The organism is Mesorhizobium sp. M0772 (assembly GCF_040320135.1).
Taxonomy (GTDB): domain Bacteria; phylum Pseudomonadota; class Alphaproteobacteria; order Rhizobiales; family Rhizobiaceae; genus Mesorhizobium.
This window is the reverse complement of the sequence record NZ_JAMYPB010000006.1, coordinates 39,293-57,602: the sequence shown is the minus strand read 5'-3', so window position 1 is coordinate 57,602 and position 18,310 is coordinate 39,293. Positions and strand designations below refer to the sequence as shown.

Below are 18,310 nucleotides of genomic sequence, written 5' to 3'. Positions count from 1 at the left end.
GAGATTGCCATGTTCAGATACCTCGCGCCGAAGTCGATCAAGCCGCCTTTCGCCCGCTACAGCCACGGCGTCGAGGTGCCGCCAGGCAAGCGGCTGGTTCTGTGCTCCGGTCAGGTCGCCATCACGGCGGACGACGAGATCCCCGAGGATGCCGGCGCGCAGGCCGAGCTCTGCTTTCAAAACATAGCGGCGATTCTGGCTGAAGCCGGGCTGGGGCTAGGCGACATCGTGCGCATCAACGCCTACGTCACCGACCGCGCCTTTCTGCGGCCCTATATGGACGTCCGCGACCGCTTGTTTGCCAGCCCCGCGCCCGCCTCGACGCTGATGATCGTGTCAGGCTTTGCGCGGCCGGAGTTCAAGGTCGAGGTCGAGGCGATTGCGGCTGGGTGATCGACAGGCGACGTTTGGCGCGCTAGGTCTCCCTCACAGTCAAGAGGCATGACATGACCGTTGCAAACAGACGCGTTTGGTGGGGCGACTACCGGACCACCGAATACGCCGCGATCGATCCGGAGGCGACGATTGCCGTGCTGCCGGTGGCGGCGATCGAGCAGCACGGCCCGCATCTGCCTGTATCAACCGATACCTCGATCATGAACGGCATGCTGGAGACGGTCATCGCCCGCCTGCCCGACGACCTCGACATCCGCGTCCTGCCGGTCCAAGCGGTCGGCAAGTCGAACGAGCATCTGCAGGCGCCGGGCACGCTCACCCTGCCGGCGACCACCCTGGTCGATGCCTGGACCGAGCTTGGCCTGTCCGTTGCCCGCGCAGGCGTAAAGAAACTGATCGTCGTCAACTCGCATGGCGGCAATGAAGAGATCATGGGCATCGTCACGCGCGAGCTGCGCGTGCGTGAGAGGATGCTGGCGGTGAAGACCAGCTGGCAGCGCTTCGGCCGCCCCGCCGGCATGTACACCGAGCTGGAAGACCGCCATGGCATCCATGGCGGCGACGTCGAGACCTCGCTGATGCTGCATTTTCGCCCGGAGTTAGTCGACATGGCCAAGGCCGACAATTTCGCCTCCAAGGTCGCCCGCGCCGAAACCGAATTTGCGCTGCTGCGCCACACCGGAACGCACGCTTTCGCCTGGATCGCTGGGGATCTCAACCCCAACGGCGTGGTCGGCGATGCCAGCATTGCCACGGCCGAGAAAGGCCGACTGACGGCGGAGCATCAGGCCGACGGCTTCATCACCCTGTTGAAGGATGTGCGCAAGGCGAAGCTTGCCGACTGGCTGGCATAGCGGGCCGCCTTAGCCGTCGATCTTCAACACGAAAGGCGTACCCTCAAAAGCATCGGCGCCGCGTCCGATCGCCTCGATCGCTTCGATCATGCGGCCTTGTCGTGAGAGAAGAGCATCCGCGACGGCGATCAACCGTGGATTGGGTGTCGCCGAGGGCGAAAGCGTCCGCAATGTCTGCGCAAGTTCGACTTCGTCGCGCTTCGGGGCGAGCGCCGCCGCAATGATATAGGCCGAGGCGGTCGAGCGGCTGATGCCGGCATAGCAATGGACGACCATGGGTTTGGCGCGGTCCCATTTCCGGGCGAAATCGAGCAGATTGCGCACATGGCCTTCGCCGGGCATGGTCATGCCGTCCTGCGCCACCGCGATGTCGTGCATGACCAGATGCAGGTGGTTTTCCCTCGCGATTGAGGCCGGCCGCGTCACCTCGGTGCCGGCAGCGAGCAGCGACAGCACGCGCTCGGCGCCGCTTTTGGCCACCGTCTCCTCAAGCTTTGCCAGCGAACAGATATGGATCATGGCGCGATCTCCTTCGACCCATCGTCGCGCCGTGCGTGCCAGTCGGCAAGCGCCGATTCGAGCCGCTGCCATTCCTCCTGACGTCCAGGCAGCCCCGCGCGGAGCACCTGGGGACGCTCGGAAAAATGCCTGAGCAATATGCCGCGCTCACCGAGCGTCGAAAACAGCCCCGGTGCATCGGCAAGCCGGAGATAGCGAAACAGCGTCGTGCCGCCGGCGACAGCAACGCCAAAGCGCGAAAGCAGCGCATCGAGCCGCGCCGCATCCTGCGCCAGCCGCCGCCGCATGTCGGCCTGCCAGCCGCTGTCGGCAAGCGCGCGGATGCCGTATTCGAGCGCTGGGCCGGCGACCGCCCAAGGGCCGAATTGCGTTTCAAGCCTTTCGACCGTCACCGCATCGGAAAGTGCGAAGCCGAGCCGCAGGCCGGCGAGACCGAAGAATTTGCCAAACGAGCGCAGCACGACGATGCCGCCCCGCCCGACATCGCCGGCCAGGCTTTCCGCGTGCGGGCCGACATCCATGAAGGCTTCGTCGACGACCAGCAGACCGCGTATGGCGCGCAATGTCTCGGCAAGCCGAAGCAGCCTTTCCCGCGACACGACTCGCCCGTCGGGATTGTTGGGATTGACGACGATGGCAATTTCGGCTCCGGCAAGCGCCTCGAAATCGTCGACCTCCGCCACCGCATGGCCGGCAATCGCGGCGGCCCTGGCATGCTCGGCATAGGTCGGCCCGAGCACCAGCGCCTTGCCGGGGCTGACCAGCGAGGCGACGCGCGGCAGCAGGATCTGCGTGCCCGGGGCGACCACCACATTCTCGGCCGAAGGCGCGCCATAGGCGCCGGCCGCGACCCTGGCCAGCTCACGCAGGCGCGCGGCCTCCGGCAATCGTGACAGGGCGGTGGCGGGCAGCTCGAAAAGCGGGTAGGAGTGCGGATTGATACCTGTCGAGAGATCGACGAAAGGTTGTGGCGCGTGAGGGAAGAGCGCCCTCGCCCGGCCAAGGGATCCACCGTGATCCACCACAGTAATCGCTCCATCAGAAAGCTTCATGTCGATCCTGATCGCTTTCCTGTCGCTGGCCATCGAACGCATCCTGGGTTACCCGGACTGGCTGTTCCGTGCCGTCGGCCATCCCGTCACCTGGTTCGGCAGGCTGATAGCCTTTCTCGACCTCAGGCTCAACCGCGACACTGATTCCGACGCGCTGCGTCGCCGCCGCGGCGTGCAGGCGCTGCTGGTGATCGTGCTGGTGCCGGCGGCAATCGCCTTCATCGTGCAAATCCTGCTCTGGCAGCTCTTTCCTGCCGGCATGATCATCACGGCAATCCTGGCCTCGTCGCTGCTGTCGCAAAAGAGCCTTACCGAACATGTCGAGGCGGTGGCCGATTCGCTGGATACCGGCGGGCTGGCGCTCGGCCGCATTGCGGTTGCGCGCATCGTCGGCCGCGATCCAGAGAAGCTCGACCATGCCGGCGTCAGCCGCGCCGCCATCGAAAGCCTGGCCGAGAATTTCTCCGACGGCATCGTTGCGCCCGCCTTCTGGACAGGTGTCTGCGGTCTGGCCGGCGGCGTCGCCTACAAGGCCGCCAACACCGCCGATTCGATGATCGGCCACCGCACCCCGCACCACGAGGCCTTCGGCCGCGCGGCGGCACTCTTCGACGACTGGATCAACCTGCCGGCGTCCCGGCTGACCGCGTTGCTGATCGTTGCCGCCGCCTTTCTCGTTGACGGCGCCGATCCCCGCAACGCCTGGCAAGCAGTGCGGCGCGACGCCAAAAAGCACCGCTCGCCCAATGCCGGCTGGCCGGAAGCGGCAATGGCCGGCGCACTCGGCCTGGCGCTCGCCGGCCCGCGCAGCTATGGCGGCGTCATCGTCGAGGACGCCTATATGGGCGAAGGCGGCCGCCGCGAGGCCGACAGCACCGACATCCGGCGGGCGCTGAAACTTCACCAGATAGCAGACTATCTGCTGATCGCGCTGTTTGGATTGCTCTCCGCGGTCGTCATCTACCTGGATGTTTTGATCTCGCAGTAGATGCGCCGCCTGACTCACCAAGAGACACGGACTTCCTTGGCGTTTGAATCCACCGCCGCGCCAAATCTTTTGATCGCGTAACCGCCGGCGGCCACTGCCGAGGATTTCAGCACAGGCTCAATCACAAGGAAAAGCTTCTCGGCGTCTGGCCCGTACAGATAGAGGGTGCATTTGCCCTCGCCAAACTCGTCGCCATCAAATTCGCCGACATGCGCATTCGAAACAGCTTGTTCCAACCGATCCTCCAGAACTTGGACCGATTGCCGCTCTTCCGGCGCCCCGAACTGACCGCCGCTCAGAAGAAGATAGACAATTACCGCTTGTTCCAACGGTCATCTCCCGAAGTTAGACCCTCAAAACTCGATTCCCTGCTGCGCCTTAACGCCTGCGGAAAAATGGTGTTTGGTCACGCCCATCTCGGTGACGAGGTCGGCCGCCTCGACCAGCGCCGGCTTGGCATTGCGGCCGGTTACGACGACATGCAGGCCTTCGCGCCGCGCCTTCAGCGCCGCGACCACCTTGTCGAGATCGAGATAGTCGTAGCGCAGCGCAATGTTGAGCTCATCGAGGACGACAAGGCTGACAGAGGGGTCGGCGATCAGCTCCAGCGCCTTGGCCCAGGCGGCTTCGGCCGCCGCAATGTCGCGCTTCAGATCCTGCGTCTCCCAGGTGAAACCCTCGCCCATCGTGTGCCAGACGACACGGTCGCCGAACGCCGCGAAGGCGTCCTTTTCGCCGGTGTGCCATTTGCCCTTGATGAACTGGACGACGCCGACGCGCTTGCCATAGCCGAGCATGCGCAGCGCCAGCCCGAAGGCAGCCGTGGTCTTGCCCTTGCCGGGTCCGGTGTTGACGATCAGCAGCCCCTTCTCGACCGTCTTTTCCGCGACCTCGGCGTCCTGCACCGCCTTGCGCTTGGCCATCTTGGCGCGATGGCGCTCTTCGTCTTTTGTGTCGATATCGGTCATCTCATTTCACCTTGAGCGGCAGCCCCGCCACCATCAGAAGCACCATATCAGCTACGACCGCGATCTGCTGGTTGAGCCGGCCGGCGGCATCGCGGAACCGGCGTGCCAGCGCATTGTCGGGCACAATGCCTTGTCCGACTTCGTTGGAGACCACGAACCACGGTCCGCGCGGCCGCGAAAGCACATCGGCCAGCCGCCGGCACTCCCCCTCCAGATCATGATCGGCCAGCATATGATTGGTCAGCCACAGCGTCAGGCAGTCGACAAGCACCGGCTGGTTGTCCGGCAATGCCTCGATCGCACCTGCAAGATCAAGCGGGGCATCGATGGTCGCCCATCCCTCGCCGCGGCGCGAGCGGTGCTGCGCGATGCGCTCGCGCATTTCGCCGTCATAGGCTTGCGCGGTGGCGATATAAGCCCATGGCGGCGGCAACGCCGTCGCCAAACTTTCGGCATGCACGCTCTTGCCGGAGCGCGCACCGCCGATGATGAAGGTCAAACTGCGATCAGGCAAAGGTGTCGCGCAGGCTGGTCGCGGTGCCGGTGAAGCGCGCGCGCACTATGCCGACAACCGCGCCGAGCACCACCCAGAACACCAGATTGGTCAGCGTCACCGCCACCACGAACTGATGATGCAGGCCCTCCGGGATCGGCGTTACAAAACTGTCAGGCTGCGGCGCGCCGACAATATGCGGGGCGACGATCAGGACGACGGCGAGCACGGTCAGGGGCGCCGACGTGCGGAAGGTGATAAGGGCAAGACCGATCGCCGTTGCCATCACCGTTGCCCACCACCAGATCTGGCGCTGCATGAGATCGGCCGCCGGCATTGCCGGCAGTTCCGGCGGCAGGCCGAGTCCCGGCGCCAGCGTGAAAACGGCAAAGCCGGCCAGACCCCAGAACACGCCCTGGCGCCAGCTGCCGATGCCACCGGCGAACTCGGAAACCGCCACCAGGACCAGCGCGAAGCCGATGCCGGTGACGATATTGGCGACGACACTGAAGGCGAAGCGCTCGAAGCCGTCGGCCGGCGCCCAGCCTTCGTCCTCCGCCGGCGCGGCTGCTTCAGCCGGTGTTGCGCTGCTCACCGCATTTTCCGCCGGCGCGGCGGTGCTCATGGCATTGGTGTCCGTAGCGTTGGCGGCGGGCACCGCGGCATGCTGATGCTCGTGGCCGCCACCAGCCTTTTCGTAGACCTCCGCCTTGAGGATCAGCGGCACGGTGGCGTAGGCCTGCATGCAGGCGAGAGCGACACCGGCCACGAGCCCTGCGATCGCCGCGATGAACACGACGTTGCGAAACAGGTTCATGATGTCAGATCCTCGTCAGTGGCAGGGAAACGCCATCGAATGGCGATAGTCGTGCGCCGCATTGTGGACCGCATCGATGTGCGAGAAACCGACAACGCCGACGACGAAAATGCCCAGAAACGCGCTAAGCACGAGCTGCATGAAGCGCGACTGCGAGGAGACGGAAGCGCCGAGGGAGACGGAAGCGGAATTCATATCTTGTCCTTTCGCCCTCCACCCGAGGGCATCGAAGTCAGTTCCCTGTCGCCGGCAGGTCTCCTGGCTCGCGGATCAGCGCCCTTCCCCACCTTCCCGAAGAAAAAATCCCCAGTGGCTTGGAGAGGACTACCGCACACAGTTGCGGGGGCAGCCACGGCATTGGGCAACAAGTCAGCCCTCACCGCATTCCCTCTTGGTCCCTAACGGAACCGACGACATGCATGACTATAGGCTGAAACGGCCGCATCCGGCAAACCAAATTCCGCCGGCCAACAGCGCGAATGCGCCATGCGGCGTTACGGGTTCAACGCGGTGATCCGTTCGGCAACCAGCCGCTGCAGCCGCCACAGATGGCGATCATGAATGCCGCGCTCTTCAAGGTTTTTCACCGTGTTGTAGAGATAGTCGGCGCCCGACCCCCAGTGCCCGCAGGACGTGGCCAGCCTTTCGACGACCTTGCCCTCGTCGAGCGGGCCGGAATAGGTCAGGCCGTTGCGGTTGATCACGAAGGCCAATGCCCTGAGCGGTCCGGCCTCGCTTGCAAGCTTCAGCATGCGCGGCCGGTAGCTTGTCGGCTTCAGCGTGACTTCGCGCCGGAAAAGCCGGCCCAACTGCTCGCGCCGGTTATTGTCGGTCAGCCGAAAGGCGACGCCCTTGCATTGTCCGCCACGGTCCAGCGCCATCATCAGGCCGGGGCTGACCTTGGTGCCGCGCCAGCGCGTCATGTTCATGCAAAAGGACCGATGCCAGCCGCGCGCCAGCGCAACGCGGTCCTCGACATAATCTATTTCCGGTTTCCAGATCAGCGATCCATAGCCGAACAGCCATAGCGGTTCGCTATCCGGGAGTTCGACCTGCAATTCATCCAGAAGCGCGTCATAGTCGGCTTCATCGAGATGCATCGCGTCCGGATCAGGCCCGGGGTCCCTGATCTCGCGCCAGCAGCGCGCGACCAGCTCCGGCGTAAGCGACATCTGTCGTGCGGCCACGTTCCGAATCCCCCCAATTCCGAATGTCCCATGTCCACGACATGATTATGCGCCGCGCCTGCAACCGGCAATGCGGCACTCTGATTGACAAACGATTTGCCGGGGTGTCGGCTGACGCTTCATAGGAAGCCAGCCATGCATCCCAACCCGAGCGAGCGCGACCCCTATAACGGCCTGAGCCGGGCCGAACCGACGCTACCGTCATCGGCCTATTGGGATAGCGAGGCTTACCAGCGCGATCTCGAGGCCATCTGGTACAAAAGCTGGCTGCTCGTCTGCCGCGAGGCCGATCTTGCCCAGCCTTTGGCATTCAGGACATTCCGCGTCGGCACGCAGGAAATCGTCGTGCTGCGCGACGACACCGGCGAGTTGCGCGCCTTCCACAACACCTGCCGGCATCGCGGCTCGCAGCTTTGCCAGGAAAGCGAGGGCCGGCTGAAAGCGCGGCTCATCACTTGCCCCTACCACGCCTGGTCCTACTCGCTGCGCGGCGATCTCGTGCGCGTTCCCTCGAAATCGCTGCCAGATGGTTTCGACAAGGCCGATCATCCGCTCTACCGGGTGGCGCTGTCGGTGTGGCGCGGTTTTGTCTTTGTGAACCTTCAGCAGGCTGCGGCCGGCGCCGCCGGGACCTCCTTCGATCCCGCATCCGGCGACCTCGCCAACTGGCCGCTGGAAACGCTGGTATCAGGCCATGTCCTGCGCAAGGTGATGAACTGCAACTGGAAGATCTTCTGGGAAAACTTCAACGAGTGCCTGCATTGCCCGGGCGTCCACAAGGACCTGTCTCGGCTGGTGCCGATATACGGCCGCGGCCTGATGAGCCGGCACGACGACCCCGACTGGGTCCGCCATGCCGACAATGACGCACCGGAGTTTTCGGGTGGCCTGCGCGCCGGCGCCGAGACCTGGTCGCGCGACGGACATGCCCATGGCCCGGTCTTCCCGGGCCTGACGCCGGCAGAGAGTGCGGCCGGACAGACCTATGCCACCAGCCTGCCCTCGATGTTCATCGTCGGCCATGTCGATTATGTCAGGACGGTGCGACTGATGCCGCTCGGTCCCGAACAGGCCGAACTCACCGCCGAATGGCTGTTCGCGCCCGAGGCGCTCGCCGAGACCGACATCGACAATGTCGTCGCCTTCGGTACCCAGGTGCTGGAGGAGGATGCCGCGATCTGCGAGGTCAACCAGAAAGGCCTGCGCTCGATGCGTCACGCGGCCGGCGTGCTGATGCCGGAGGAGTATGATCTGCATCGCTTCCACAACTGGGTGCGCGAGCGGCATGCGGCCTCCTGATCAAAGCGACTTCGGCAGATAGCGCCAGGTGATAAAGCCGCAAACCGCGGCCAGAATGCCCAGCGTCACGAACACCGAGCCGAGGCCGAAAAACGCCAGCACCACCGAATAAACCAGCGGCGGCGTCAGCTCGGAAAAGTCGAGATAGGTGCGGTAGACCGCGGCCATCTGCGCCCGCTCATAGGACCGCACCGAGCGCATGAAGGCGGTCGAGCCCAGTGCATCGAGCGCGATGGTGAAGAAGGCGCCGCAGAGCAGGAAAAAGCCCGTAAGCAGCGGCGCGGTAGTGCCGACCGCGCCCGCCGCAAGCAGCGTCGCCGACATCGCGAAATAGGCGAAGGTCATGGTGCGCCGGCCGCCGAAGCGTTTTCCCGCTTTGCCCCAGAAGATCGCCATGAACAACAGCGCGTTGCCGGCCGAAACCAGCAGGCCGCCGGCAAGCTTGCCCTCGCCGGTAATCACCATGAACAGCGGCCCGTAGACGAAGAACGTCGTCCAGAAGCAGGAGCGGCCGAAGGCGATCAGCCAGGCCAGCCTGAGCCTGGGTTGTGCTACGAAGCGGCCGATATTGGCCAGCGGATTGGCCGGCCGTGTCTTGCCCGGCCGGATCGACCGGTTGTCGCCCAGCCTGTAGGTCCAGAACAGCGCCAGCAAGGCCAACGCAAACACCGCGACCGCGCCATGCGCGGCATAGATGCCGTAGCGTGTGTAGAGGAAGATGCCGAGTGTCGGCCCGCCGGTCCAGGCCAGCATCGACCACGCCATGCGCAGCGATTCGGCCTGCATGAAATCGGTCTTGCGGATGTGGTCCATGATGTAGAGGTTGAGCGTGATCGACAGGGCGCTCGCCCCCATCACGCGGCACAGCATGCCTGCCAGTTGCCCGGCAAGCGTGTGGGTGACGAAGAACAGCGAGCCCATCGCCAGCAGGCAGGCGCCGGCGGTATAGACCCAGCGCCGGTCAAACCTGCGGATCAGCATCGGCATGAACAAGGTCACCGACAGGCCGAGCAGCGCCACGATGGTGTAGAGGATCGAGACGATCTGCTCGTTGTGCAGAATCTCATAAGCCTGGATCGGGATGACGCTCGACACCGTGGCACGGGCGAAGGATTCGACCGCATAGAGCGAGGCAAAGGTGCGCGCATCCGCCGGACGCAGGGCTGGCAGCCAGATCGGATGGCGCACATGGGTGGACATTTGATCCCCAAATCAGACTCGCAGCCCAAATCTGCGCTGGCGCTTCCTCCGCCGGTAACAGGAAACCGACCCCTTCCCGGCAAAAAGCGAATTCGGCCAAAGGCTTTCCGGCTCTGGCCTAAAGCGCCGCGCGATGCAGCCGCACGGCGCGACCCGGAGCGTAGAGGGCGGCCTTCTTTTGTCCGGTGCAACCGTGATAGTCGTCTTTGGGGCTGAATCAGATCGCGAGACCATGAGCATCCATACCGCACCCCCTGGAGATCAACTGAAGCGAGATCAACCGAAGCGCATCGTCGCCATCGATGTCGTACGCGGCATCGCGCTGATCGCCATGGCGAGCTACCACTTCACCTGGGATCTCGAAAATTTCCACTACACCGATCCCGGCCTCACCGCCGTCGGCTGGTGGAAGATCTATGCGCGCTGCATCGCCTCGACCTTCCTGTTCCTGGTCGGCGTCAGCCTGTTTCTCGCGCATGGCAGGCAGATCCGCTGGACCGGCTTCTGGAAACGCTTTGCCATGGTCGCCGTCGCGGCCGCCGCTATATCGGCGGTCACGTACTTCATCACGCCGGACAGCTTCATCTTCTTCGGCATCCTGCATCAGATCGCGCTGGCCAGCCTGCTCGGCCTTTTGTTTCTGCGGCTGCCTTCCTGGCTGACGCTGGTCGTGGCGGCGGTGGTGATCGCAGTCCCCCTCTATCTCCGATCCGAAGCCTTCGATCATCCGGCGCTTTGGTGGGTCGGCCTGTCGGCGATCAACCCGCGCTCCAACGATTACGTGCCGCTGTTTCCCTGGTTCGGCGCCGTGCTTCTCGGCATCGCCGCGGCAAGGTTTGCGTCCACCACCGGCCTGCTGGCGCGGCTGGCCACGCTGGCATCGGGAAGCTGGACCAGGCCGCTCACCTTCATCGGCCGCCACAGCCTGGCATTCTACCTGATCCACCAGCCGCTGCTGTTCGGCTGCGTCTGGCTGTTCTCGCAGATTGCGCCGGCGCCCGTCGAAACAAGGGAAGTGATCTTCCTCAAGGAATGCCAGGTATCTTGCGAACAGCAGCGCGACACGGAGTTCTGCACCAGCTATTGTGTGTGCATGCTGGACACGCTGCAAAGCGAAGCGGCATTCGACCGGCTCTACAATGGCGACCAGACCCCGGAGTTCAAAGCGCATCTCGGTGAACTCGCCGGCATCTGCACCGCCAGGACGGAGGAGAGCCCGATGACGCAGGGAGGGCAACAATGACCGACAAGCTCACAAAACCCGGGCTGGCAAAACCCGATCTACCGAGACCACGGCTGATCCCATGGCCGCCGCTGATCTACATCGCCGCCATTGCCATCAGCATCGCGCTCGGCCTGTTCTATCCCCTGCCCTGGATCGGCGACCTCTTGGGCGACCTTTTGTTTGCCGCCGGCTTTGTGGTGCTGTTTGCCGTCGCAGCCCTCTGGTTCACCGCTATCCGCGCCATGATCCGGGCCAAAACGACGATGAACCCCAATGGCTTGCCGGAGCATCTGGTGACGTCTGGCCCGTTCGGCGTGACGCGCAACCCGATGTATCTGGCCAACACGCTGCTTTTGATCGGCGTCGCCTTCGTCTCGGGGATCATATGGTTCCTGCCGCTGGCCCTGATCGCGGCTTTTGCAACGCAGAAGGTCGCCATCGAGAGCGAGGAGAAGGTGCTGTTCGCCAAATTCGGCAAGAAGTACCGCGACTATACGAAGCGGGTGCGCCGGTGGATTTGAGGCGGGTGTGATCGCTGGCAGGGTTCGCATGCCTTGGCGACTAGCCGAACGCCCATCTCTTCATCATCCACGGGCGGAGCAAGGAGCGTAGCGACGCAGCACAGACCCGAGGATCCATGCCGGGACTCCAGAGCGTTGCTATGGTCCAGAATTCGCTACCGCTGCACTCCACGACCGATGTCACGGAATGGATTCTAGGGTCTCCGCGACGGAGCTTCGCTCCTGCTTCGCCCTAGAATGACGAAGTGCGGAAGGGCTCCGGCTAATCACGAACGTTTGCGACGGGCGCGCGCAAACGCTCGACGGTCCGCTCAGGTATTAACCCCCAGCTCCACCAGCCGCTCAACACATGACTCCTCAGCCTGGTCGAGCTCCGCCAGCGTCTCCTCGAGATCGCGGCGCTTCTGGCGCAAATCCTCGCGCTTCTCCTCGATGCGCTTGATCATCAGCTTGAGTTGACCGACCTCGCCGGGCGGTTCCTTGTACATCTGGATGATTTCGCGGATTTCGTTGATCGAGAAGCCGAGCCGTTTCCCGCGCATGATCTGGCGGATCAGATGCCGGTCAGATGGGCGAAACAGCCTTGTGCGGCCCCGCCGGACCGGTTGCACCAGCCCCTCATCCTCGTAGAAGCGCAGCGTCCGCGTCGACACGTCGAATTCGCGGGTCAGTTCGGTGATCGAATAATATTCCCGCATCTTTGCTCCAAATGTCGGAACATCGGAAAACGCCCGGTCGCCCGGGATTTCCAACGCATTCCGATCAACCCCGTTCCAAGCCGGACTCGGCATGGAACCCCGCGCAAGCCTCGCACCACATTTACGTAAAAGTCAATTGAGCCCGCAACGCCTCTTTCTCAAGGGATAGCGAACCACCAGGTGGCCAGCCCCAGGAAAGCAAAGAAGCCAACGACGTCGGTGACGGTGGTGACGAAAACCGCCGACGCCACCGCCGGATCGATCTTGAACCGGTCGAGCAATAGCGGGATCAGGATACCGGCAAGGGCTGCCACGAACATGTTGATGATCATCGCCGCCGCTATGATGCCGCCCAGATTGGCATCGCGGAACCAGACGGCCGCGACGATGCCGATCAGCACGGCGAAGATGATGCCGTTGATGGAACCCACGCCCATTTCGCGGCGGATGATGCGGCCGGCATTGTAGATGTCGAGATCCCTGGTCGCCAGCGCGCGTACCGTGACGGTCATGGTCTGCGAACCGGCATTGCCGCCCATGCCGGCCACGATCGGCATCAGCACGGCCAGTGCCACAATGTGCTCGATGGTGCGGTCGAACAGGCCGATCACCGATGCCGCCAGGAACGCCGTCAACAGGTTGACCAGCAGCCAGGGCACGCGCGAGCGCGAGGTCGAAAAAATGCTGTCGGACAACTCTTCGTCGCCGACGCCGCCCATGCGCAGCAGATCTTCCTCGGCCTCCTGCTGGATGACGTCGACGACGTCGTCGATGGTCAGCACGCCGACCAGCCGCTCGTTCTCGTCGACGACGGCGGCGGACAGAAGATCGTATTGCTCGAAGTCCCGCGCCGCCTCTTCCTGGTCCATGGTGGCCGGAATGGCGTGCCTCGTCTCGTGCATCACGTCTCCGACCTTGGTCGTGCGCTTGGTGCGCAGGATCTGGTCGAGGTCGATGGCGCCGAGCAACTTGAAGCTTGGATCGATGACGAAGATCTGGCTGAAGCGCTCGGGCAGGTTCTTGTCTTCGCGCATGTAGTCGATGGTCTGGCCTATGGTCCAGAACGGCGGCACGGCGACAAACTCGGTCTGCATGCGGCGACCGGCCGTCTCTTCCGGGTAGTCGAGCGAGCGGCGCAGCCTGATCCGCTCGGTGAACGGCAACTGCGACAGGATCTCGTCCTGGTCTTCCTTTTCAAGGTCTTCGAGAATGTAGACCGCGTCGTCGGAATCGAGGTCCTGCATGCCCTGGGCAATTTGCTCATTGGGCATATTGTCGACGATATCGCGGCGGATCGCCTCGTCGACCTCGGTCAGCGACGAGAAGTCGAAATCGGCGCCGAGCAGTTCGACAAGGGCGCGACGCTGTTCGGGGTGCAGGGCCTCCAGCAGATCGCCAAGTTCCGACTGGTGCAGGTCGTCGACTTCGCGCTTCAGCGTCAGCGTATCGCGATCGGCGATCGCCGCCCCGATCTGGGCCAGGAATGATGACAGGACGGCGCCGTCCTCGCCATAGATGTCGGCGTGGGCATCGTCAGCGGCTTTGGCGCCGGTCTTCTGGTCGTCCTGGCGTTCCACCAGCGGCTCCCGCCATGGGAATTTCGGAAAAGGTGCCTGTCAGGTCTAGCGCGCAACGCACGGGAATATCAAACGAAATGCGCCCCGCCCTGCATATGGGCGAGAGTGATTTCATCAGGATATGACGCCGCCCAGGATTCAGGCGGCGCGACAGCACATGTCGCTGGGGAAAGAGCACCCGAGCACGGTTGGGGCAGAATTGTCATGATGCAGGTCCTGCCATCTGCCGGACCCGCCCAGGCCAGAACCAGAACAGCCGGAAGCCCTTGAAGATCAGGTCACAGATGCAGAAGGCAATCGAGGAACGGCGCGTGCGTGTGGTCGTCGCCGAACGCAATCCGCTCGTCATATCGGCGCTGCGCGACATGCTGGACTGCGACGGGCGCTTCGATCTCAGGGCCTGCGTGCAAAGCGGCAGGCATTTTCTGGAATTGGCAGCCGAAGCGGAATTCGACGTCGCCGTTATCGGCTGGAAGCTCTCCGACATGGACGGCGCCGATGTGCTGGCCGAGGTTCACAGCCGCAAGCTGGGCGTGCGCATCGCGGTGTTTTCCAACGACCACGACATCGGCATCCTGAAGCAGTGCGTGCGGCTCGGCGCCCAGGGCTACTGCTTCCAGTTCGACGATCCGGCGATCATCTTCGAGACCATCCTGGCCGTCGCGCATGGCCGCATCTGCATCCCCTACATCGACATCAACAAGGTCAACGACACACCCTTGTCGCTGCTCACCGTGCGCGAGCGCGAACTGCTGGCCGTGCTATCCGACGGCTGGACCAATTTGCAGATCGCGACGCGTACCGGGATTTCCGAGAACACGGTGAAGTATCACCTCAAGAATCTCTACGACAAGCTCGACGTCCGCAACCGGGCGATGGCCGTCGCGCTCTACGCGCGCGAGAGGCGTACCCAGAAGCAGCCGTTGGGGTAGGCGAGCGACTGGCCGCGGGTAGGTCACCCGGGTAGGCAACCCCCACCCGCGCGCGGCAAGATGTTACCCCTTGAGGTGTTGTTGCCATTAGCCGTCGAGACGAAACTACCCTCACCGCTTTGCTGGATCAGGAGGAGTTCGCGACATGGCCGGTTTCACCCATCTTTTCATTCCCGGACCGACCAACATCCCCGAACAGGTCCGGCAGGCGATGAACCTGCCGATGGAGGACATGCGTGCAGCATCCTTCCCCGATCTTACGCTACCGCTGTTCGAAGACATCAAGACGGTGTTCAAGAACGAGATCGGCCGCGTTTTCATCTACCCCTCCTCCGGCACCGGCGCCTGGGAAGCGGCGATGACCAATGTGCTCAGCCCCGGTGACCGCGTGCTGATGTCGCGCTTCGGCCAGTTCTCGCATCTGTGGGTCGACATGGCCGAACGGCTCGGCTTCGAGGTCGATGTCATCGACTGCGAATGGGGAACCGGCGTGCCGCTCGAACTCTATGCCGAGCGGCTCAGGGCCGACAAGGCGCACCGCATCAAGGCAGTCTTCTGCACCCAAAACGAGACCGCGACCGGCGTGACCAGCGACGTCGCCGGCTGCCGCGCCGCGCTCGATGACGCCAACCACCCTGCTTTGCTCTTCGTCGACGGCGTCTCGTCGATCGGCTCGATCGACTTTCGCCAGGAGGAATGGGGCGTCGATTGCGCGGTTAGCGGCTCGCAGAAGGGTTTCATGCTGCCCGCCGGCCTCGGTTTCCTCTCCGTCAGCAAGAAGGCGCTGGTCGCCTCGCGGAGCGCCACCCACCGCCGCTGTTTCTTCTCCTTCGAAGATATGATCCGCGCCAACGATGCCGGCTACTTCCCCTATACGCCGGCTACGCAGCTGCTGCGCGGCCTGCGCGCCTCGCTCGACCTGATCGCCGAGGAAGGGCTGGAAAACATCTTCGCCCGCCACCATCGCCTCGCCGAAGGCGTGCGCAAGGCGGTCGACGCCTGGGGCCTGAAGCTCTGCGCCAAGACGCCTAAATGGCACTCCGACACCGTCAGCGCCATCCTGGTGCCGGACGGCGTCGACAGCGGCGATGTGGTCAAGCGCGCCTACCAGAAATACCAGACCGCGCTCGGCGGCGGCCTCAACAAGGTGATCGGCAAGGTCTTCCGCATCGGCCATCTCGGCTGGCTGAACGAGGTGATGGTGCTGGCCTCGCTCTCGGCCGCCGAAATGGCGCTGCTCGACTGCGGCGTACGGCTGGCGCCCGGCTCCGGCGTCGGCGCCGCCATCCAGCATTTCCGCGCCTCGGCCGCCGTGCCGGTCGCCGAAGCCGCCTGAGGAGCCGACAATGAGCCACACCATCAACCACCTCAAGAAATTACGGCTGCAGCGCAGCGAGCTGGCGGTTCCAGGCTCCAGCCCGGAAATGATCGACAAGGCGGCCAACAGCGCCGCCGACTTCATCTTCCTCGACATCGAGGATGCGGTCGCCCCGCCCGACAAGGAGCGCGCCCGCAGGAACATCATCCAGGCGCTCAACGACATCGACTGGCGCGCCAAGGGCAAGACCGTCTCGGTGCGCATCAACGGCCTCGACACCCACTACATGTACCGCGACGTGGTCGACGTCATGGAGCAGGCCGGTGACCGGCTGGACACCATTTTGGTGCCGAAGGTCGGCGTGCCGGCCGACCTCTACATGGTCGAGGCCATGGTCAACCAGATCGAGATGGCAAAGGGTTTCAGGACCCGCGTCGGCCTCGAAGCGCTGATCGAGACCGCGCTCGGCATGGCCAATGTCGAGGCGATTGCCGCGACACCCGGCCGGCTGGAAGCCATGCATTTCGGCGTCGCCGACTATGCGGCAAGCTGCAAGGCGCGCACGGTCAACATTGGCGGCCTCAACCCCGACTATCCCGGCGATCAGTGGCATTTCGCTCTGTCGCGCATGACGGTCGCCTGCCGCGCCTATGGCTTGCGCGCCATTGACGGGCCGTTCGGCGACTTCTCCGATCCGGAGGGCTACATCGCTGGCGCCAGGCGCGCGGCGGCGCTGGGCATCGAAGGCAAGTGGGCGATCCACCCCTCGCAGATCGCGCTTGCCAACGACGTCTTCTCTCCACCGGAAAAAGAGGTCACCCGCGCCCGGCGCATCCTCGAAGTGCTGAAGGAGGCGGAGGCGCAGGGCAAGGGCGCGGCCGCCCTCGACGGCAAGATGATCGACGCCGCGTCGGAACGCATGGCGCGCAATGTTCTGGTGGTCAACGAGGCAATCGAACGCGCCGGTCAATTCTCTAGTGAGCCGCGCGTCGCCACGCATTGACCGTTCAGGGAGGACAAAATGGACATCCACGAATATCAGGCCAAGGAACTGCTGGCACGCCACGGCGTGCATGTGCCGCGCGGCGGGCTGGCCTACAGCCCCGAGCAGGCAACCTACAGGGCGCGCGAGATCGGCGGCAGCAAATGGGTGCTGAAGGCGCAGGTGCATTCCGGCGCCCGAGGCAAGGCCGGTGGCATCAAGCTCTGCGCCAATGACGAGGAAATCTCCAACGCGGCCGAGGGCATGCTCGGCCGCAAGCTGGTGACCCAGCAGACCGGCCCGCGCGGCAAGCTGATTTCGCGCCTCTATCTCGAGGAAGCCGTCGATATCGCGCAGGAGCTCTATGTCGGCTTCGTTCTCGACCGCAAGGAAGAGCGCGTCATGATCGTGGCCTCGGCCGCCGGCGGCATGGAGATCGAGGACATCGTCGAGAAGGCACCGAACTCCATCCTGCGCACATCGGTCGATCCCGGCGTCGGCATGCAGCGTTTCCAGGCGCGCGAGATCGCCTTCGGGCTCGGCCTCGACCACAATCTGATCGGCAAGGCGACCGAAACCATCTTCGCCTGCTATCAGGTGTTCCGCGACTACGACGCCTCGATGCTGGAGATCAATCCGCTGGTGGTGACCCGCGACGGCAATCTGATCGCGCTCGACGCCAAAATGTCGTTCGACGAGAACGCGTTGTTCCGCCGGCCGGAAATCTCCGAGCTGCGCGACAAAAGCCAGGAAGATCCGCGCGAAACTTTTGCCAGCGACCGTGGCCTCTCCTATGTCGGCCTCGACGGCAACATCGGCTGCATCATCAATGGCGCAGGGCTCGCCATGGCGACCATGGACATGATCAAGATCGCCGGCGGCGAACCGGCCAACTTCCTCGACATCGGTGGCGGCGCCTCGCCGGAGCGGGTGGCGAAATCCTTCCGCGCCGTGCTCGGCGACAAGAATGTCGAGACCATCCTGGTCAACATCTTTGCCGGCATCAACCGCTGCGACTGGGTCGCCGAAGGCGTCATTAAGGCGATACGCGAGGTCGGCGTCAACGTGCCGCTGGTGGTCCGTCTCTCCGGCACCAGGGCCGAGGAGGGTCGCCGCATCCTGGCCGATTCCGGCGAGGCGGTGATCGTTGCCGACACGCTGGCCGAAGCCGCCGAAAAAGCCGTCGCCGCCTGGCGCGCGGCCACCAAGAAAAAAGCAGCCTAGAGCCGGATGATTTCAGGTCGAATCGACCTGAAATCTGAATCCGTCTCTAAAATCAAACAG

The 18,310-nt window shown here is 63.9% G+C and carries 21 protein-coding genes and 1 riboswitch; of the genes, 10 read left to right on the top strand and 11 right to left on the bottom strand.

From position 1 onward, the window contains the following. Nucleotides 1-9 precede the first annotated feature (9 nt). Nucleotides 10-393, top strand: a complete 384-nt coding sequence (locus NKI06_RS05840; protein WP_023825789.1) for a RidA family protein — start codon at nt 10-12, stop codon at nt 391-393. Between the two features lie 53 nt (nt 394-446). Beyond that, nucleotides 447-1,250 carry a creatininase family protein gene (locus NKI06_RS05835; RefSeq protein WP_352842068.1) on the top strand — a complete coding sequence of 268 codons (804 nt, stop codon included), beginning with the start codon at nt 447-449 and terminating at the stop codon, nt 1,248-1,250. Between the two features lie 9 nt (nt 1,251-1,259). Here the strand turns inward: NKI06_RS05835 and NKI06_RS05830 are convergent, their stop codons facing one another. Further along, nucleotides 1,260-1,769, bottom strand: coding sequence for a tyrosine phosphatase family protein (locus NKI06_RS05830; RefSeq protein ID WP_352842067.1), 510 nt, complete (start codon nt 1,767-1,769; stop codon nt 1,260-1,262). Next, entirely contained in the window at nt 1,766-2,821 is a 1,056-nt protein-coding gene (gene cobD, locus NKI06_RS05825; protein WP_352842072.1) for a threonine-phosphate decarboxylase CobD, read from the bottom strand. Before cobD ends, NKI06_RS05830 begins: the two co-directional genes overlap by 4 nt. On the opposite strand from cobD, the gene cbiB reads away from it, so the two are divergent. After that, nucleotides 2,820-3,809, top strand: a complete 990-nt coding sequence (gene cbiB, locus NKI06_RS05820; protein WP_352842066.1) for an adenosylcobinamide-phosphate synthase CbiB — start codon at nt 2,820-2,822, stop codon at nt 3,807-3,809. The two genes, cobD and cbiB, sit on opposite strands and share 2 nt — an antisense overlap. Before the next feature lie 14 nt (nt 3,810-3,823). On the opposite strand, the gene NKI06_RS05815 is transcribed toward cbiB, so the two are convergent. The 6 genes from NKI06_RS05815 to NKI06_RS05790 form a co-directional block, all read right to left on the bottom strand. Continuing rightward, the gene (locus tag NKI06_RS05815) at nt 3,824-4,138 is read right to left on the bottom strand and encodes a hypothetical protein (protein ID WP_023670780.1); all 315 of its coding nucleotides are present in this window, start codon (nt 4,136-4,138) and stop codon (nt 3,824-3,826) included. A 24-nt stretch (nt 4,139-4,162) separates the two neighbouring features. Beyond that, nucleotides 4,163-4,777 (bottom strand): cob(I)yrinic acid a,c-diamide adenosyltransferase, encoded by a 615-nt coding sequence (gene cobO, locus NKI06_RS05810; protein ID WP_352984434.1) that lies wholly within the window; start codon nt 4,775-4,777, stop codon nt 4,163-4,165. 1 nt (nt 4,778) lies between these two features. Continuing rightward, nucleotides 4,779-5,291, bottom strand: coding sequence for a bifunctional adenosylcobinamide kinase/adenosylcobinamide-phosphate guanylyltransferase (cobU, locus tag NKI06_RS05805; RefSeq protein WP_023706119.1), 513 nt, complete (start codon nt 5,289-5,291; stop codon nt 4,779-4,781). Beyond that, a complete protein-coding gene (locus NKI06_RS05800) occupies nt 5,284-6,087 on the bottom strand; it encodes a CbtA family protein (RefSeq protein ID WP_023707847.1) in 804 nt (267 codons plus the stop codon). Before NKI06_RS05800 ends, cobU begins: the two co-directional genes overlap by 8 nt. A gap of 15 nt (nt 6,088-6,102) precedes the next feature. Next, entirely contained in the window at nt 6,103-6,282 is a 180-nt protein-coding gene (locus NKI06_RS05795) for a CbtB domain-containing protein (protein ID WP_023706121.1), read from the bottom strand. Between the two features lie 36 nt (nt 6,283-6,318). Next, a riboswitch (cobalamin riboswitch) is annotated at nt 6,319-6,514 on the bottom strand. Between the two features lie 67 nt (nt 6,515-6,581). Further along, on the bottom strand, nt 6,582-7,274 hold the full coding sequence (locus tag NKI06_RS05790) for a gamma-glutamylcyclotransferase (RefSeq protein WP_352762382.1): 693 nt from the start codon (nt 7,272-7,274) through the stop codon (nt 6,582-6,584). Nucleotides 7,275-7,409: 135 nt separating this feature from the next. Between NKI06_RS05790 and NKI06_RS05785 the strand changes: the two genes are divergently transcribed. Then, nucleotides 7,410-8,573: an aromatic ring-hydroxylating oxygenase subunit alpha gene (locus tag NKI06_RS05785; RefSeq protein ID WP_352984433.1), complete on the top strand. Its 1,164-nt coding sequence runs from the start codon at nt 7,410-7,412 to the stop codon at nt 8,571-8,573. On the opposite strand, the gene NKI06_RS05780 is transcribed toward NKI06_RS05785, so the two are convergent. After that, entirely contained in the window at nt 8,574-9,773 is a 1,200-nt protein-coding gene (locus NKI06_RS05780; protein WP_352984432.1) for an MFS transporter, read from the bottom strand. It abuts the gene before it with no gap. Nucleotides 9,774-10,005: 232 nt separating this feature from the next. Between NKI06_RS05780 and NKI06_RS05775 the strand changes: the two genes are divergently transcribed. Together NKI06_RS05775 and NKI06_RS05770 are read left to right on the top strand one after the other, a co-directional pair. Then, nucleotides 10,006-11,016: a heparan-alpha-glucosaminide N-acetyltransferase gene (locus NKI06_RS05775; protein WP_023710816.1), complete on the top strand. Its 1,011-nt coding sequence runs from the start codon at nt 10,006-10,008 to the stop codon at nt 11,014-11,016. Continuing rightward, nucleotides 11,013-11,519 carry a methyltransferase family protein gene (locus NKI06_RS05770; RefSeq protein WP_352984430.1) on the top strand — a complete coding sequence of 169 codons (507 nt, stop codon included), beginning with the start codon at nt 11,013-11,015 and terminating at the stop codon, nt 11,517-11,519. Before NKI06_RS05775 ends, NKI06_RS05770 begins: the two co-directional genes overlap by 4 nt. A gap of 311 nt (nt 11,520-11,830) precedes the next feature. Here the strand turns inward: NKI06_RS05770 and NKI06_RS05765 are convergent, their stop codons facing one another. Continuing rightward, on the bottom strand, nt 11,831-12,217 hold the full coding sequence (locus tag NKI06_RS05765; protein ID WP_006203215.1) for a MerR family transcriptional regulator: 387 nt from the start codon (nt 12,215-12,217) through the stop codon (nt 11,831-11,833). 158 nt (nt 12,218-12,375) lie between these two features. Next, entirely contained in the window at nt 12,376-13,794 is a 1,419-nt protein-coding gene (mgtE, locus tag NKI06_RS05760) for a magnesium transporter (RefSeq protein WP_352984428.1), read from the bottom strand. 284 nt (nt 13,795-14,078) lie between these two features. Here mgtE and NKI06_RS05755 point away from each other — a divergent pair, with 284 nt between their 5' ends. From NKI06_RS05755 to NKI06_RS05740, 4 genes are all read left to right on the top strand, one after another. Then, on the top strand, nt 14,079-14,726 hold the full coding sequence (locus NKI06_RS05755) for a LuxR C-terminal-related transcriptional regulator (RefSeq protein WP_352984425.1): 648 nt from the start codon (nt 14,079-14,081) through the stop codon (nt 14,724-14,726). Nucleotides 14,727-14,871: 145 nt separating this feature from the next. Then, on the top strand, nt 14,872-16,062 hold the full coding sequence (locus tag NKI06_RS05750; protein WP_352537688.1) for an aminotransferase class V-fold PLP-dependent enzyme: 1,191 nt from the start codon (nt 14,872-14,874) through the stop codon (nt 16,060-16,062). Between the two features lie 10 nt (nt 16,063-16,072). Then, nucleotides 16,073-17,047: an HpcH/HpaI aldolase/citrate lyase family protein gene (locus tag NKI06_RS05745; protein WP_023741625.1), complete on the top strand. Its 975-nt coding sequence runs from the start codon at nt 16,073-16,075 to the stop codon at nt 17,045-17,047. A gap of 18 nt (nt 17,048-17,065) precedes the next feature. Then, a complete protein-coding gene (locus NKI06_RS05740; protein ID WP_352651954.1) occupies nt 17,066-18,250 on the top strand; it encodes a malate--CoA ligase subunit beta in 1,185 nt (394 codons plus the stop codon). Nucleotides 18,251-18,310: the final 60 nt, after the last annotated feature.

Coding starts and splice junctions, on each gene's coding strand:
- NKI06_RS05840 (WP_023825789.1), top strand. CDS start 10: ATGTTCAGATACCTCGCGCCGAAGTCGATCAAGCCGCCTTTCGCCCGC.
- NKI06_RS05835 (WP_352842068.1), top strand. CDS start 447: ATGACCGTTGCAAACAGACGCGTTTGGTGGGGCGACTACCGGACCACC.
- NKI06_RS05830 (WP_352842067.1), bottom strand. CDS start 1,769: ATGATCCATATCTGTTCGCTGGCAAAGCTTGAGGAGACGGTGGCCAAA.
- cbiB (WP_352842066.1), top strand. CDS start 2,820: ATGTCGATCCTGATCGCTTTCCTGTCGCTGGCCATCGAACGCATCCTG.
- cobD (WP_352842072.1), bottom strand. CDS start 2,821: ATGAAGCTTTCTGATGGAGCGATTACTGTGGTGGATCACGGTGGATCC.
- cobO (WP_352984434.1), bottom strand. CDS start 4,777: ATGACCGATATCGACACAAAAGACGAAGAGCGCCATCGCGCCAAGATG.
- NKI06_RS05800 (WP_023707847.1), bottom strand. CDS start 6,087: ATGAACCTGTTTCGCAACGTCGTGTTCATCGCGGCGATCGCAGGGCTC.
- NKI06_RS05795 (WP_023706121.1), bottom strand. CDS start 6,282: ATGAATTCCGCTTCCGTCTCCCTCGGCGCTTCCGTCTCCTCGCAGTCG.
- NKI06_RS05785 (WP_352984433.1), top strand. CDS start 7,410: ATGCATCCCAACCCGAGCGAGCGCGACCCCTATAACGGCCTGAGCCGG.
- NKI06_RS05780 (WP_352984432.1), bottom strand. CDS start 9,773: ATGTCCACCCATGTGCGCCATCCGATCTGGCTGCCAGCCCTGCGTCCG.
- NKI06_RS05775 (WP_023710816.1), top strand. CDS start 10,006: ATGAGCATCCATACCGCACCCCCTGGAGATCAACTGAAGCGAGATCAA.
- NKI06_RS05770 (WP_352984430.1), top strand. CDS start 11,013: ATGACCGACAAGCTCACAAAACCCGGGCTGGCAAAACCCGATCTACCG.
- NKI06_RS05765 (WP_006203215.1), bottom strand. CDS start 12,217: ATGCGGGAATATTATTCGATCACCGAACTGACCCGCGAATTCGACGTG.
- NKI06_RS05755 (WP_352984425.1), top strand. CDS start 14,079: ATGCAGAAGGCAATCGAGGAACGGCGCGTGCGTGTGGTCGTCGCCGAA.
- NKI06_RS05750 (WP_352537688.1), top strand. CDS start 14,872: ATGGCCGGTTTCACCCATCTTTTCATTCCCGGACCGACCAACATCCCC.
- NKI06_RS05745 (WP_023741625.1), top strand. CDS start 16,073: ATGAGCCACACCATCAACCACCTCAAGAAATTACGGCTGCAGCGCAGC.
- NKI06_RS05740 (WP_352651954.1), top strand. CDS start 17,066: ATGGACATCCACGAATATCAGGCCAAGGAACTGCTGGCACGCCACGGC.